The sequence below is a fragment of the Anaerolineales bacterium genome (assembly GCA_015075625.1).
Taxonomy (GTDB): domain Bacteria; phylum Chloroflexota; class Anaerolineae; order Aggregatilineales; family UBA2796; genus UBA2796.
On sequence record JABTTZ010000001.1, the window covers coordinates 748,429 to 762,961 of the forward strand.

15 protein-coding genes and 3 tRNA genes are annotated in these 14,533 nt (G+C 53.8%); 8 read left to right on the top strand and 10 right to left on the bottom strand.

Annotation, left to right across the window (positions count from 1 at the left end):
* Positions 1-73 precede the first annotated feature (73 nt).
* The 3 genes from dnaJ to HS103_03135 form a co-directional block, all read right to left on the bottom strand.
* Positions 74-1,255 (bottom strand): molecular chaperone DnaJ, encoded by a 1,182-nt coding sequence (dnaJ, locus tag HS103_03125; protein MBE7511796.1) that lies wholly within the window; start codon positions 1,253-1,255, stop codon positions 74-76.
* Between the two features lie 163 nt (positions 1,256-1,418).
* Positions 1,419-3,305, bottom strand: coding sequence for a molecular chaperone DnaK (dnaK, locus tag HS103_03130; protein MBE7511797.1), 1,887 nt, complete (start codon positions 3,303-3,305; stop codon positions 1,419-1,421).
* 27 nt (positions 3,306-3,332) lie between these two features.
* Positions 3,333-3,869 (bottom strand): nucleotide exchange factor GrpE, encoded by a 537-nt coding sequence (locus tag HS103_03135; protein ID MBE7511798.1) that lies wholly within the window; start codon positions 3,867-3,869, stop codon positions 3,333-3,335.
* Positions 3,870-4,382: 513 nt separating this feature from the next.
* On the opposite strand from HS103_03135, the gene HS103_03140 reads away from it, so the two are divergent.
* From HS103_03140 to HS103_03175, 8 genes are all read left to right on the top strand, one after another.
* Positions 4,383-4,727, top strand: a complete 345-nt coding sequence (locus HS103_03140; GenBank protein MBE7511799.1) for a hypothetical protein — start codon at positions 4,383-4,385, stop codon at positions 4,725-4,727.
* Between the two features lie 203 nt (positions 4,728-4,930).
* Positions 4,931-5,974: a hypothetical protein gene (locus tag HS103_03145; protein ID MBE7511800.1), complete on the top strand. Its 1,044-nt coding sequence runs from the start codon at positions 4,931-4,933 to the stop codon at positions 5,972-5,974.
* 106 nt (positions 5,975-6,080) lie between these two features.
* The gene (locus tag HS103_03150; GenBank protein MBE7511801.1) at positions 6,081-8,177 is read left to right on the top strand and encodes a hypothetical protein; all 2,097 of its coding nucleotides are present in this window, start codon (positions 6,081-6,083) and stop codon (positions 8,175-8,177) included.
* Entirely contained in the window at positions 8,170-8,829 is a 660-nt protein-coding gene (locus HS103_03155; protein ID MBE7511802.1) for a response regulator transcription factor, read from the top strand. Before HS103_03150 ends, HS103_03155 begins: the two co-directional genes overlap by 8 nt.
* A gap of 318 nt (positions 8,830-9,147) precedes the next feature.
* Positions 9,148-9,633 (top strand): SMI1/KNR4 family protein, encoded by a 486-nt coding sequence (locus HS103_03160; protein ID MBE7511803.1) that lies wholly within the window; start codon positions 9,148-9,150, stop codon positions 9,631-9,633.
* A 6-nt stretch (positions 9,634-9,639) separates the two neighbouring features.
* On the top strand, positions 9,640-10,029 hold the full coding sequence (locus HS103_03165; GenBank protein ID MBE7511804.1) for a pentapeptide repeat-containing protein: 390 nt from the start codon (positions 9,640-9,642) through the stop codon (positions 10,027-10,029).
* 28 nt (positions 10,030-10,057) lie between these two features.
* Entirely contained in the window at positions 10,058-10,681 is a 624-nt protein-coding gene (locus HS103_03170) for a hypothetical protein (protein MBE7511805.1), read from the top strand.
* A gap of 7 nt (positions 10,682-10,688) precedes the next feature.
* The gene (locus tag HS103_03175; protein MBE7511806.1) at positions 10,689-11,273 is read left to right on the top strand and encodes a HEAT repeat domain-containing protein; all 585 of its coding nucleotides are present in this window, start codon (positions 10,689-10,691) and stop codon (positions 11,271-11,273) included.
* 47 nt (positions 11,274-11,320) lie between these two features.
* On the opposite strand, the gene HS103_03180 is transcribed toward HS103_03175, so the two are convergent.
* From HS103_03180 to HS103_03210, 7 genes are all read right to left on the bottom strand, one after another.
* Entirely contained in the window at positions 11,321-11,626 is a 306-nt protein-coding gene (locus HS103_03180) for a hypothetical protein (protein MBE7511807.1), read from the bottom strand.
* A gap of 140 nt (positions 11,627-11,766) precedes the next feature.
* On the bottom strand, positions 11,767-12,126 hold the full coding sequence (locus HS103_03185; GenBank protein MBE7511808.1) for a hypothetical protein: 360 nt from the start codon (positions 12,124-12,126) through the stop codon (positions 11,767-11,769).
* 480 nt (positions 12,127-12,606) lie between these two features.
* Positions 12,607-12,679: transfer RNA gene (locus tag HS103_03190), tRNA-Ile, on the bottom strand.
* 12 nt (positions 12,680-12,691) lie between these two features.
* Positions 12,692-12,763: transfer RNA gene (locus tag HS103_03195), tRNA-Gly, on the bottom strand.
* Between the two features lie 17 nt (positions 12,764-12,780).
* A tRNA-Pro gene (locus HS103_03200) sits at positions 12,781-12,853 on the bottom strand.
* A 190-nt stretch (positions 12,854-13,043) separates the two neighbouring features.
* Positions 13,044-13,496 carry a hypothetical protein gene (locus HS103_03205; GenBank protein MBE7511809.1) on the bottom strand — a complete coding sequence of 151 codons (453 nt, stop codon included), beginning with the start codon at positions 13,494-13,496 and terminating at the stop codon, positions 13,044-13,046.
* 79 nt (positions 13,497-13,575) lie between these two features.
* Positions 13,576-14,250, bottom strand: a complete 675-nt coding sequence (locus HS103_03210; protein MBE7511810.1) for a hypothetical protein — start codon at positions 14,248-14,250, stop codon at positions 13,576-13,578.
* Between the last annotated feature and the right edge of the window lie 283 nt (positions 14,251-14,533).

Consider the following 14,533-nt stretch of genomic DNA (forward strand, 5'->3'; position numbering starts at 1 on the left):
CTCGCTCTCTTGCCAAAGGGGGCGAGGGGTGGTGAATTTAGAAAGGGTGTGGGAAAGCTGCCCTCTCCCCCGCTCAAGAACGCGGATCGCCCCCATTGAAAAATTCGGCAACCCGCTCAAAGAATCCCTTGTTCGCCCGTGCCGGATGGACTTCTGTTCCCAAACTGCGTCCCAATTCTTCAAACAACCCGCGCTGTTCTGGCGTCAGTTTGGTGGGGATCACCACCTCAACAACGATGATCTGATCGCCGCGTCCGGCGGATGTACCATCGCCGCGCAAACGGGGCGCACCATGCCCCCGCAGCACAAAGGTCTTTCCGCTTTGCGTTCCGGCGGGAATCGTCAGCATTTCCATGCCATCCACGGTTGGGACGGAGACATCCGCGCCAAGCGCCGCCTGCGCAATATTCACCTGAAGTTCCAACAAAATATCATTGTCTCGTCGTTTGAAGTAATCGTGCTTCTGAACACGGAAAAAGACCATCACATTTCCGTTTGGTCCGCCGTTGTCGCCGCTGTCGCCCTCGCCCGCCACACGGAGGCGTGTGGTGTCGTCCACGCCCGGGGGGACGGTGACGGTCACTTTGCGCGTCTTGCGGGTTTTACCTTCGCCTCGGCAGGTTTTGCACGGCGATTCGATCATCTCGCCTGTGCCGTTGCAGCGCGAACAGCCCGCCACGCTGACCATGCTCCCCAAAAATGTTTGGCGAACGGTTTTTACCTCACCTGTACCGCCGCAGTCTGGGCAACGTTTTACGGCTGTGCCGGGTTCAGCGCCATTGCCGCTGCACACCTCGCACTTTTCCAAACGAGAAACATCGACCTCACGGGTGATCCCAAAAATGGATTCCTCAAAGGTGAGCGTCATATCAAGGCGCAGATCGCGCCCGGCTCTGGGCTGTTTACGCCCCGCCGCCCCGCCCGCTGAGCGCCGCGAATTTCCGGTGAACGCGCCAAACAGTTCCTCAAACATCTCAGAGAGATCGGTATACCCCCCAAACCCCCCACTGAACCCGCCTGCTCCAGCGTTGGGGTCGATTCCGGCATAGCCATACCGATCATAGCGGGCGCGTTTATCGGCATCGCTCAAGATCGCATAGGCAGCATTCACCTCTTTAAAGGTTTCTTCCGCGCCATCCTCTTTGTTTGTGTCGGGGTGATATTGTTTGGCAAGTTTGCGATAGGCGCGTTTCAAATCATCGGTGGAGGCGTTCTTCGCCACACCGAGAATGTCGTAGAGGTCTTTAGGCATCATGCGATCCATCATTCATCCGTCGTGGGTGTGAACGTTCATTATGACCGAAACAGACAAAGAATCATATGAGCGCATCTACTGCGCCCAATAAACTCGTCTTGTGAGGGCGCTAGCCCAGAAGGACTAGCACCCGTTTACCCATCGTGGTGCGGCGGCGGGCTGCTTAGTCTACAACCTCGCCTTCAATGACATCTTCCTTATCGCCCCGCTGTCCGCCAGCGGCGTCCGCGCCATCCATACCCGGCGCCCCGCCGTACATGGTCGCCCCAATCTGTTGGATGCTCCGCTGCAAATCTTCCACCGCCGCGCTGACGCGGGTTTGGTCACCCGCCTCTTGTGCCTTTTTCACCGCCTCAATCTGCCCTTCGATGCTCCGTTTCAGCGTGGGGTCAACCTTTTCGCCAAATTCACGAACCGCTTTCTCCGCCGCATAGACGGTGTTATCGGCAAGGTTCTTCAGTTCAATTTCCTTCTTGCGCCGTTCGTCGGCAGAGCGGTTGCGTTCGGCATCCTTCACCATCTTCTCAATCTCTGCTTCGCTCAGACCGCTGGAGGCTGTGATCGTGATGTGCTGCTCGCGGGAGGTTGCTTTGTCCTTTGCCGAGACATTCAAAATCCCATTGGCGTCAATATCGAAGGTGACTTCAATTTGCGGCACACCACGCGGCGCGGGCGGAATACCATCAAGAATGAAGCGCCCCAACGTCTTGTTGTCGTTCGCCATGGGGCGTTCGCCCTGCAAAACGTGGATTTCAACCTGCGTTTGCCCATCCGAGGCGGTGCTGTAGACCTGCGACTTGCGCACAGGGATGGTCGTATTCCGCTCAATGAGGGGCGTTGCCACGCCGCCGAGGGTTTCAATACCCAGCGTCAGCGGTGTCACGTCCAAAAGCAGCACGTCCTTCACCTCGCCAGAGAGGACGCCCGCCTGAATTGCCGCACCAACGGCAACTACTTCATCGGGGTTTACGCTCTTGTTCGGCTCTTTGCCGAAGAATTTCTTCACCGCCTCATGAACGGCGGGCATACGGGTCATCCCGCCCACAAGGACAACCTCGTTAATGTCGCTCGCCTTCAAGCCAGAGTCTTTCAATGCCTGTGCGACGGGGGTCATCGAATTTTTCACGAGGTCTTCCGTCAGCGATTCGAGTTTGGCGCGGGTGAGGGTGATCACCAAATGCTTGGGACCGTTGGCATCCGCCGTGATGAAGGGGAGGTTGATCTCTGCCTGCAAAGTTTGCGAGAGTTCCTTCTTGGCGTTTTCTGCCGCCTCTTTCAACCGTTGCAGCGCCTGCCGATCCTTACGCAGATCAAGCCCATTCTCTTTGTTGAACTCATCTGCCAGCCAGTTGATGATGCGGTTATCGAAGTCGTCCCCACCGAGGTAGGTATCCCCGTTCGTCGCCTTCACCTCAAAGACACCATCACCCACGTCCAAAATGGAAATATCGAATGTGCCGCCGCCGAGGTCATAGACGGCGATTTTTTCCTCGCCCTTCTTATCCAACCCATAGGCAAGGGAGGATGCCGTAGGCTCGTTGATGATGCGCTTGACATCCAAGCCGGCAATTCGTCCGGCGTCTTTTGTGGCGTTCCGTTGGCTGTCGTTGAAGTAGGCAGGCACAGTGATCACCGCATCGGTGACGGTATCGCCAAGAAAGGCTTCGGCATCGGTCTTAAGCTTGCCCAAGATCATCGCGCTGACTTCCGGCGGGCTGTATTCTTTGCCATTCATGATCACGCGCACATCGCCGTTTGGCGCTTCGGTCACCTTATAGGGAACGTTCTTCAGGGCGCGTTGCACTTCTGGGTCGCTAAACTTGCGTCCCATAAAGCGCTTGATCGAGAAGATCGTGTTTTCGGGGTTGATCACTGCCTGCCGCCGCGCCGCCTGACCCACAATCCGCTCGCCCGTCTTGGGGTTTGTCGCCACAACCGAGGGAAGCAAACGGCTGCCCTCGCTGGTGGGAATCACGGTGGGCTGTCCACCTTCCATGACCGCCATGACGGAGTTCGTCGTGCCGAGGTCAATACCAATAATTTTACCCATGATAGTTTGTCGCTCTCCTGCTGTCGGTTAGTTTGCTACTCGTACAATGGCGGGGCGAATCACACGATCCCCGTAGCGATACCCTTTTTGCAATACCGCGCTGATATGCCCACTGGGAATATCGGCGGTGGGCGCATCTTGCCCGATTGCCTCGTGAAGGGCGGGATCAAATACCTGCCCTTGTGGATCAATAACGGCTAACCCCGCCCCTTCCAAAAGAGTGGCTAGTTTTCGGTGAATCAGGCTGAAGCCCTTGATCACCTCGCGCTCTGCGTCCTCTGTGAGGATGTTGCCCATCGCCCGATCAAAATCATCGATCACCGGAATAAACTTCCGAAGGGTGTCAATGACCGCCAGTTGAAAGGTATCCTCACGTTCTTTGTCTGCCCGTTTGCGGTAATTGGCAAAATCGGCACGCGCACGCTGCCAACCGTCAAGGTATTCCTGTGCTTTTGCTTGTGCTTGTGCCAGAGCCACTGCCAAATCAACAGGCGGGGAGTCCGCCGCTGCTTCTGTTGTCGTTGGCGGTGTCTCATTGGTTTGGGCGTGGGTGTTATCCGTCAATGTGGCTGCTCTCCGGTTTCCTTCATATGTGGGCGTGGCACGCATAGCCTCTCTCGCCCATCTCTGATGCACACTATAGATCAGTTGTAATAGATTTCCGTAAGTGTTTCTATCAAAAATTTGTAGGAAGTTTCAATGGGGCTGTATTTTGCGCTCGGCGCTGTTGGCATTGTAAAGGGAGTGACGCCGCGCTAAAAGGAGCGGGCTGAGATCAACCGCCGCGATGATGGGCACACTCCAGCCGGAGTCGGCTAGTCTGGACGCCCTCCCACCGCCCGCCCTACTCCCAATTCACCCGTGACACACCACCGGGTCAGTGGGGTGATACCATCAACACCGTTGAGACACTGGGCTACGCGCTGGCGGATACCCTCTACTGGGTCGATGACTACAAAACCATTTATGCCGACGAGCGCACTTTCACTCGTTTTTTGCAGAGCTATTCGCGGGGCATGGGCGCGGCAGGCTGACCCGTGAAGCCAGTGCAGCAGGAACGTGCCGGTCAGGTGTTCATTGACACACTGGGGCAGCTTCCTTGCCAGCGGTGAGCTTATGCTGGCAAAAGATATGCGTGAACCGGAAGAACCTCGACATGGAACTACCATTGTCGGTTATCTAGACGAGCGTTATGTCTATCTGCTGCCCGATGTGGCGCGTCGCGCTGTCCTGCGAGTGCAGTCGCTCAAGTTCAACACCCCGACGATTGGCGCACAGTTGAAGGAAGATGGCTGGCTGATCCCTGGCACCAACAACCAGACAGTGCAGCGTCGCATTCGGGGTATTCCTACACGTTTGTGGCAGTTGAAAACGGATTTTTGGGGCTGTGACGATTGTGACAGTGGTTCAGTCACAGCATAGCAGCAGTGCGAATTATCGCAGTAAAGGAGCATAAAAGTGCCTGTTTCAGATGTGACACTGGTTCACTCTAAACAGGTACTCGCTTTTTATGGATATCCCGCTGGCTGAAAGTCGGGACAATTTTGGGACATTGCCTCATGACGACGGGACGAATTGCCGCATACAGTACAGGTGTCGATCTTTATACTGAGGAGATGAGGCATATGCGTAAATTTACGACGCTGCTGGCTGTTGTGCTGGGTTCGGCTTTACTACTGAGTCTATCCACACAACTCGGAATTACTCTGGCGCAGGAAAGCGCATCCCAGACCTTTGTTATTCAGGCAGGGACAGGGCAGGGAAACTATCGGGCGTTCGCGCCTGCCACTGTACAGGTGCATCCGGGCGACACGGTGCGCTGGATCACGCGCGGCTGCAACATCCATTTTGCCGACGGTGAGACACAGTTGTGGTTGCCCGGCGAATACGAGGGCAACCCAGTGATGACTACCAATCCGGCGGCGTTCGTCGGAACTATTCAGAGCGGCGACACTTTCACGGGCGGGGAAGCGAACAGCGGCTACTCGTTTGGTGGACCGCCGCCACCTTTCTTTGAACTCGTCATCGACGCGGCAGTCGGGACATATTCGTACTACTGCGATACATATTCGGGGATGGTCGGGGTAATCAAAGTTGTCGATGCTGCGACGCTAATCCCGACACCCGCCGATGTAACCATCCAGGGACTCGATGAAATCGCGGCGGCACTCGGCGCGCTCAACCAGCCGATGCAGGCGGCGATGGATGCCCCGGCGCAGACGACAGATACTGGCGTGATCGTGACGATTGGGGTGAGCAGCGGACGGGCGCAGGCGCTGGACTTCTTCCCGAACGCGGTGGTGATCGAAGTGGGACAGAGCGTGACGTGGGTCGTGCCGGAAGACCTGCCAGAGCCTACCGTTGGCTTGGTCAACCTGCCGATTGGGGCTTCGCGCTTCGAGGGCGAACAAGCACCCTTCCCATTCACGTTCATCCCGCCGGATGGTGACAACCCACCAGCGATCCGGTTAGCTGTCTGGGAGGCGAATCCGCCCAGCGGCTCAACGGTGACAGCGGATATTAAAGATATTAAATGGGGGAATGCCATGATGAGTCCCGGTGACAGCTATACGCTGACGTTTACTGAACCCGGTGTGTATCGCTATCTGAATGTCTCCATGGGCACCATCAGTGGTTACGTCATTGTACAGGCAGCCGACGCGCCATAAGCAGCCGAATTACCTTGCTCAGGCAATCCGCTTGCAAACGGATTGCCTGAGCGTATGATGGAAGAAATACCTTTTTGATACCACCGTATTGAAAGCGCCATGACCCATGAACCCATCACGGACAACCTTTTTCTTTCGCCTGATGCTGGTACTCACCCTCATTCATATTGGGTTTTTTGTCTGGCTGTCGGTCGATTACGTCTTTCACCCGCTGGAGATGGGCTTGGGAGGGGCGTACCCGCTAGAACGGGCATTTTACGCGCTGGTGGCCGGTCCGGGGACGGTGATTGTGGGGCTTCTCGTCCTGCGGCACAGTCCGGGAAACGTCGTCAGTTTGCTGCTCATCGTCTGGGGGATTGGAATCAGCAGTCTTTCTGTGCGGATCGACATTGAGCTTCCACTCTATCTGACACTACTCTTTTTGAATGGCGTTCGTTTCGTCAGCCTCATCCTGCTAGTGTTCTATTTCCCCGATGGCAAAATCTATCCTTATAGGCTCCATTACATCGCCACCCCGTACATGCTGCTGGCACTGTTCATTGGGTTGGCATCGGTTGTGGGAATGCCCTACATCTACTTTAACCCAAATAGCGGTCGAGAGACATTCGCTAATCCGCTCTTTATTCCGGCTTTGCAAGCCCCCGGTCAACTCCTGAGTTCCTTCGGCGGCTTATTCACGCTGGTTGTTATACCGCTGTTGTTCATCAGCCCCATCCTACGCTTTCGGGCAGCGGATTATCAGGTGCGGCAGCAGTTGAAATGGATGCTGTTCGGGGCGGTAATTCCTTTCACTCAGCTCATGATTTTTATGTCGATTACTCTGGGGTTTGCGTCAACGGAAGCCGATAATCAGGTGATGGTGGTTGTCCGGTTTATTTATGGACTGTATCTCGCCTTATTCCCGGCAATCGCCACTGGAAATGCTATTTTGCGGCATCGCCTTTATGATATTGACATCATCATCAATCGCACGCTGGTTTATGGTACGCTGACAGCACTTGTCGTCGGAATTTATGTGTTGGTCGTAGGGACAATGAGTACGGTTTTCCAGAGCAGCGGCAGTTTCCTGATTTCCCTGATCGCTACTAGTGTGGTCTCGGTATCCTTCCATCCCCTACGGGAGCGGCTGCAATATCTGGTCGATCACTATGTTTATGGGGAACGCAATAATCCTTATGCGGTGATCTCCAGCCTTAGCCAGCGCCTGGAAACTATCACCGCACCGGGTACTCTGCTGCCCGGTATTGCCGAAACCGTGGCACAGGCGTTGAAACTACCTTTTGTTTCTATCGCGCTAAAATCAGGCGCTGAATTCAAAACGGATGCGGTTTATGGTCAACCTGCGGATCGTGGGCAGATTACCACCCTGCCGCTCATGTACGGACAGGAGGTTGTCGGGCAAATGGTGATTGGGCAGACTGCCGGTGACAAGCCGCTGGATGCCAGCCAGCATCAACTGCTGATCAATATCGCACGGCAGGCAGGCACAGCAGCTCATGCCGTTCAGTTGAGTATGGATTTACAGCAGTCACGTCAGCAGCTTGTGACGGCACGCGAAGAAGAACGCCGCCGTTTGCGGCGCGATTTGCATGATGGATTGGGACCTACCCTGGCAGCCCATACCATCAAAGTTGGGGCGGCGCGGGCATTGATTGAGAGCAATCCCCAGACGGCAGTCGCTATTTTGTCCGAACTGGAAACCAGTCTGGCTAATTCACTCACCGATATTCGCCGTCTGGTCTATAACCTGCGTCCGCCTGCGCTCGACCAGCTTGGGCTAATTGGAGCCTTAAACGACTTCATCCAGCAGTGCAATCAGCGCGGAAATAACGAGACAGTGTTTATGCTTCAGAGTCTAGCGCAGTTATCGCCGTTACCGGCTGCGGTTGAAGTTGCTGTCTATCGTATTGTTCAGGAAGGTGTGAATAATGTTATCCGCCATGCCCATGCCCGCAGTTGTCAGGTTGAAATCGAAACGAACGGACAGTTGATGATCCACATTCAGGATGATGGGCTTGGCTTGCCAACCCCGCTCAACTATGGGGTGGGACTCCATTCGATGCGGGAGCGTTCTGAGGAACTTGGGGGACACTTTTCGATTCGTAATCAACCCGGCGGTGGGACTGCGGTGCATGTACGGCTGCCCCTACAGCCGCATTCAATGGAAAAATATTCCAGTATAGCGAGTAATTTGAGTGAATGAGACGATTTCGTTATTGATAGCGGATGACCATCCCTTATTTCGAGATGGCATCCGTACTATGCTGCTGTCTGTGTCCGATATGGAACTTGTTGGTGAAGCCGAAACCGGGGACGAAGCGGTCAGGCTGGCAACCCAGATGCAGCCGGATGTGGTACTGATGGATATTCAAATGCCGGGAATTAACGGGATTGAAGCGGCACGACGGATTGTTCATGCCAGTCCGAATATTGTGGTGTTAATGGTGACAATGTTTGATGATGATGATTCCGTTTTCGCCGCAATGCGGGCTGGGGCACGCGGGTATGTTCTGAAGGGCGCGAAACAGGATGAAATTCAGCGGGCGATTCGGGCGGCAAGCAATGGCGAAGCAATTTTTAGTCCTTCGGTCGCTGCCCGGATGATGACTTATTTTTCGGTCCTGCGTCCAGCGCAACTGCCACTGATTTTTCCAGAACTCAGCGAGCGTGAACGTGAAATCCTGACGTTGATTGCTCAGGGTTATAAAAATCCTGAGATCACCGCGAAACTGGTTCTCAGCCCCAAAACCGTCCGCAATCATGTTTCCAACATCCTCGGCAAATTGCAGGTGGCGGATCGGGCAGAAGCTATCCTGAAAGCGCGAGCCGCAGGGCTTGGCAATCTACACGAATAAGGTGGGTGGTGATGTGTCGCAGGTGAACCAGTGAACCTGCCACAGAATCGCAGTTGGGCTGCAAAATATAGAATCACACGGGGTATCGGCAACCTGCATCAACCGACTGAATTGGTAGTTGTGGCGGTTGTGACAATGGTTTGGTGTTCACGATGCCGCCTGATTTCCAAGCCAGCGTGACCTGTATCAATCCACTGCGCCGGCAAACACTGGTCGGCATGAAAGGCGATGATGTGGTGATTTACCGGATCGGCTTATGAGGAAACAACAGCCAAGAACAGAATCAAAATGTACTCATAAAGGCAGGATGCTTCAGACATGAAGCTGGAAGATGTGAAGATCTCTGGCGGCGAACTCAACCCGATTACGCATGATGTGGTGTCGGATGTTGAGGCAAGGCTCAACATCACTTTCCCAGTTGGCTATCGTGAATTTATCACGACCTTTGGGCAGGGTTTCTTTTGTGAAAGTTATATTCGCGTCTATCCCCCACGCCGCATCCTCAAGGAATATCGGAATTTTCAGAAACGATGGGCGGAATACTGGTTTTGGGATGATGGGCGAGATGTTCTGTCCAAAGTAAAGGCGCTGCAAGCCATCATCATTGCCGATACGATGGAAGGCGACGAACTCATTTTTTGCCCGGATGAACCTGATCGACTCTATGTGCTTCCCCGCAATAAAGATACCATTTTCCATGTGGGAACAACTCTGTTTGAGGCGCTGGAATGGCTGTGTCGTTCTGGGATATTGATTGAACCCATGCAGGACAATACATTTGAACCCTTTGAATGGGAGTGGTAAAGCGAAATGTCAAAATTAACCCGGCAGGACGTTGAGACCCTGATTGAAAAGACCCGTGTGATTTTGACGGATTTTGAAGGGATGGGACTAAACCTTAAGGGCTGTGATTTGAGTGATGCTGATCTGCACGGTCTGGATTTACAGGGTGCATGTCTGGAATCAGCCTGCCTTGATCGTGCGAACCTGCAAGGCGCTTATCTCGGAGAAGCAAATCTCGTAAACGCCAGTCTGGTTAATGCAAATCTTCAGAGCGCTGACATCAAGAAAGCCAGGTTAGACGGAGCCAATTTGACCGGGGCAAACCTGAAGAATGCGGATATTCGAGGCGCGTCGCTTAAAAGCACAATCATCACGCAGGAGCAGCTTCGATCAGCTCGCAGGTATTTCTGGCAGTAGATAATCTCAGATAGGAGCAAACATCGCTTTGGACATCAAAGAGCTTGAAGCCGCGCTTGCCCAGGCTAATGCTGATTATCGGAATTGTGATGTGGATACCCGTGCAGCCGCAGAAGTGACAGTGTATGAACTTGAGCGTAAACTCGCTGCTGCTAAAGGGGAAGCCTATGCAACTACACTCGATTTCCCTGTCAGGTGGGATGTTGGCGCACCCATGCCTCATGTTTTTGCGAACGAGCATTGGGTCTTCCTGACCTTCCTTGTCGCGGATTCGCCGATGATCCCCACTGAGCCTGTAAGCCTGACTTATGCGGTGGTTGAGTTTCTCAGACCTGTGGCTCATCGATCAGGTTCACCGTCTGAAGATGACCAGTTTGGACACTACCTTTGCGGTAGAGGACAAGAAATTTACAGAGCGCAGATCGTAGAAAACTCCGCGTGGCTGCGCGAAATGATCGACATGTGGAAGAAAGCAAATCTTGAGGATGATGACAGCGATGAGAAACACTGGCAACAGCGCATCAAACACTACATCTTCTGGTTCCACGACTCGACATTCGAATGTCTGGCACGGGGCTACGAAGTCCACACCTATCATGACACTATAAATGCGGTGGTTGAAAAGATTATCAAGCGACTTTTGAAAGGATAACTATTCCATGAGCGAAGAGCTTGACCCACAGTGGCGCACGATTTCGCGCTTTCAGCCGGACGAAGTAGACACTGAAACCTTGCTCAGGCTGCTGAAACATGACGACTGGCAGGTGCGTTTCAACGCGGCGCGGGTGCTGCGGTTCAATCCCGATGCGCGAGCACTCGATGAGCTGTTGAAGTTGTTCAAACGTGAAAAACACGGTGCGGTGCGTCATATGGTCGCGCTGGCACTGGGGGCATTACATGAAGCGGGTGTTGAAGTCCCGCTGTTCGCTGACCTCCATAACCCCGCTGTCGAAACCCGGCGCAATCTGGCGATCAAACGACTGAAAGAATTGAAAGTCAGTGTTTCCGTTGAGCATGAGGACTACATTCAACTGATGATTCCGCACAAACTGGCGGCGGAGTGTTTCATCGAAGTCGGGTTTCTTATGGCACAACTGACAGAGGCATCATTTCCCGATGCTTATGCGCCAATTGCCGAAAGTGTGCCTTCATCTGTGCTGCCTGTATGGTCAGATCCTATCGTTGAATTTGTTGAGAGCTACCCACACGGCATGAAGTTTCGGATTTATCGACGTACAGGATAAATTGTTTCCCTATAATCGGCGACTGGGTGACAGGAGCATTTTGGCAATCACCGCTCTTCCACGCCAATACATCCGGGTACTGTTACCAGATATGGATGGACTGTCGCTGTGACAATTTTGTCGCGCACCACAGGATCAGCGGAAACAATATCCTGTGCATGTTCGATGTCCTCCGAGAGAAATATCCCCATCGCGCCAGTGTTATCCAGAAAACCGCCACCCAGGATCAGTATCCCTTCTTTCTGCAAGTGGCTCATATATGCAAAATGCCCCGTAAGGGGTTGTTCGTTGATGGGTTTGCCATGCAGCCAGTTTGGTCCGGGTCGGTAGATAAAAACATAATATAATTCCACGATATTTCCTCTTGAGAATTCTCTATTTGATGACTTGATAAACCTTGCTTCAACTTCTGTCTGAATTATCAACCCGCTGGTTTGAAATTTTTAGTCACAAAATGAACCGCTTTCCCTCTCGCACAACGCCGCTGCGACGATTATACGATGCGAGGGAACAGCCCATCAAACGACGCTATATCCAGTGTTGGCAGCACATCTAGGCACGATCCCCACAGTACCTCAATTTTCCCCTTTTCACCTAAGCCATTGAAGAAGCCCGGCAGGAAACCTGACTGTTGAAGATCAGCGCATATTTCATCCAGCTTGTGGGTGATTTCTTCGTTGAAATTGAGAATTTTGCCCTTGTCGAAGGGTTTACTGCCCTGTCGCCGCCCGGAGCGGTAATCCCAACGGAGATACTGCCCATCCTTGCCGGTGTAGCTGATTTCTTCCCGTACACACATCACCGCAAAGCGAAGCAACTGTGCCGCAGCGCCTGTTTCTGACTCCAGCGCCACCAGATAATGGTCTAATGCTTGCTGTGTCTCATCAGGGAATGCGCTAGGCTCTGTTGACGTTTTGGTTTAGAACCACTATCCCCCCACCCCCTTTCCCCGTAGACGGGGAAAGAAATTCTGCGGGCGAGGGGGTGAGATTCTCTCTGTGTTTACGGGGTGGGGATTAGGGTTTCCAAGCCCCGAAGGGGCGGCTGCTCCTAGCCCGCTGCTTTAGCGGCGGGCGCTCACGGGCGGCGCTGAGCGCAAGGCATGTCGCCCCTACGGGAATTACAATGTCAACACAACCTAGTGTTCTCATATCGAGTCGATGGTCGAGAAAGTGGTTGTTGACCCCGAGGGAAAAGTGCCACTGGAATTGCGTCCTCCCTTCGCCCACCGGCAAGAAATCTCTGAGCGGGTGCGCTATCAGGGTGAGGCTGGTGCAGGCAAAACAAAAGCCAGTGAATGTGCTGGCTCATGCTCGGATTGGATCCTAGATTGTGGGTCCAGTAGGATTCGAACCTACAACCAAACGGTTATGAGCCGCTTGCTCTGACCATTGAGCTATGGACCCTTGCTGGTTAAGAGCGGCAGGCGGGATTCGAACCCGCGACATACAGCTTGGAAGGCTGTCGTTCTACCCCTGAACTACTGCCGCATGGGGGAAACCTTCTGTCGGGGTGGTCGGACTCGAACCGACGACCTCTACGTCCCAAACGTAGCGCGCTACCAACTGCGCCACACCCCGAATGGCGTTTAGTATAGCACGTTCCAAAGCGTAATTCTATGGTGGATTTTGGGAATGGTGGGAAAGGAAGGTTTGCCGGGGGGTGTTGATGTAATTGAAGCCCCGAAGGGGTGGTTGATCTCAGCCCGGTGCTTTAGCGCCGGGCAGCCGGGTTACGATGTCAAGAGACTCTACGGGATTTAGCCCGAACTTAGAAGTCGCAGGTTTGGAACGCCCCGCTGAGGAAGCCCATTTCCGCCAGCCCGCGCACAAAGAAATAGATTGCCCCCCACCCCCCACCGATGAGTCCCCATACCCGTGATTTCTCCGATTTTGAGATGGCTATTGCCAAAAGCGGAAAGACGAACATCGCGATACGCATGAAAAACAAGGGAAGCCCTCGGCAGGGGTTTGAGGAAAACATATTCCATGTCCCAAAGGGGGGTTTCCAACCGACGCCGACGCGATCAATGAAGGCGAAAAAGACGACAGCCGTCAGGAACAAAAGGACATTTGTGTTGGGGATTGCTTGCCGAAACATACAAATAAGTGCGAAGATGAAAATACCCCAGAGCATGATCCCCCATAAGATCATGATCCCTTCGCCCGACCATGGCAGTAGCCGCTGAAGGAATTGTTGTGCTGTGATTGTGCCGCCACCCATAATGGTCTGTATCCTTTCTAAATCTACCGCATCATATCCTGATTGTAGCGCACGAATGGCGATTCAGACGTATGCTAACCTACTGGCACGCCGGATCAATCGGCTGCCCGCCGGGTTGCCCGTAGTTTTCCGCCACATCCACCGTTGCCGCCTTCGGAATCCACCCACCCATCATAAAGACCTGAACCCAATCCCCCGTCGTGTTGTTATCAATGAGGAACACGGTTTGGCATTTGTAGATGACCTTTCCCGTTGGGTCGCCGTCCGGCGCACTTTGGACGCCAATATCGCCAATGATCAAGACGAGATCGCGGTTGGCGGGCAAGCCCGGTCCCCGAAAGGCAGCCGCCCCGCCACAGACAACCGATTCAGCGACCAAAACGCCGATAATCGTCCCGCTCAGGTCGCGCTCGGTGACGAAAATGTATTGCTCCTGATTGTCAGGATCGGCAATCGAAGGGGGCGGGTTCACCAAGATCGGATTGATTGGCACTTCAACGGTGATGGAGCGCGTCCCGCTGCCGGGCATAACAATCAGCCCACTGCCAGCGCGAGTGACGCCGGGAATCCCCGTCAGACGGACAATGACATCGGCTTGGACGGCGGGCGCATCGGTGGTCAGATTCACGGTGAGGTGATCGCAATAAAATATAAATGAGGCTGACCCGGCTGCCTGCGCGGGTGCTGCCAAAGAAAAGAAAGCGACCATAAGCGCAAAAATAACGAGACTCACAAGCACACGACGATTCATCATGATTCTCCAATGGTGATCATCTCGAGAAGTAAGGCGTCAGGGTAGTATAGCAGAAACCATTTTGTGGGCATTGCCTGCGGCAAAAAGGCGATATAGGGGCTTGTCCTCAACGACCAATAGACACCTGATGTTCTTTTAGAATAGTCCTAAACCCCACCTCCCTGCGACCCGCCTTCGGTGTGTACCCGCGCCCCGTTTACGGGGCGCGGCGGGCGTAAAAAACGGGGGGGCGTCCCTATGGGGGGCGGACTGCCTTAATAGCTACCCCTAATTTACAGATAGG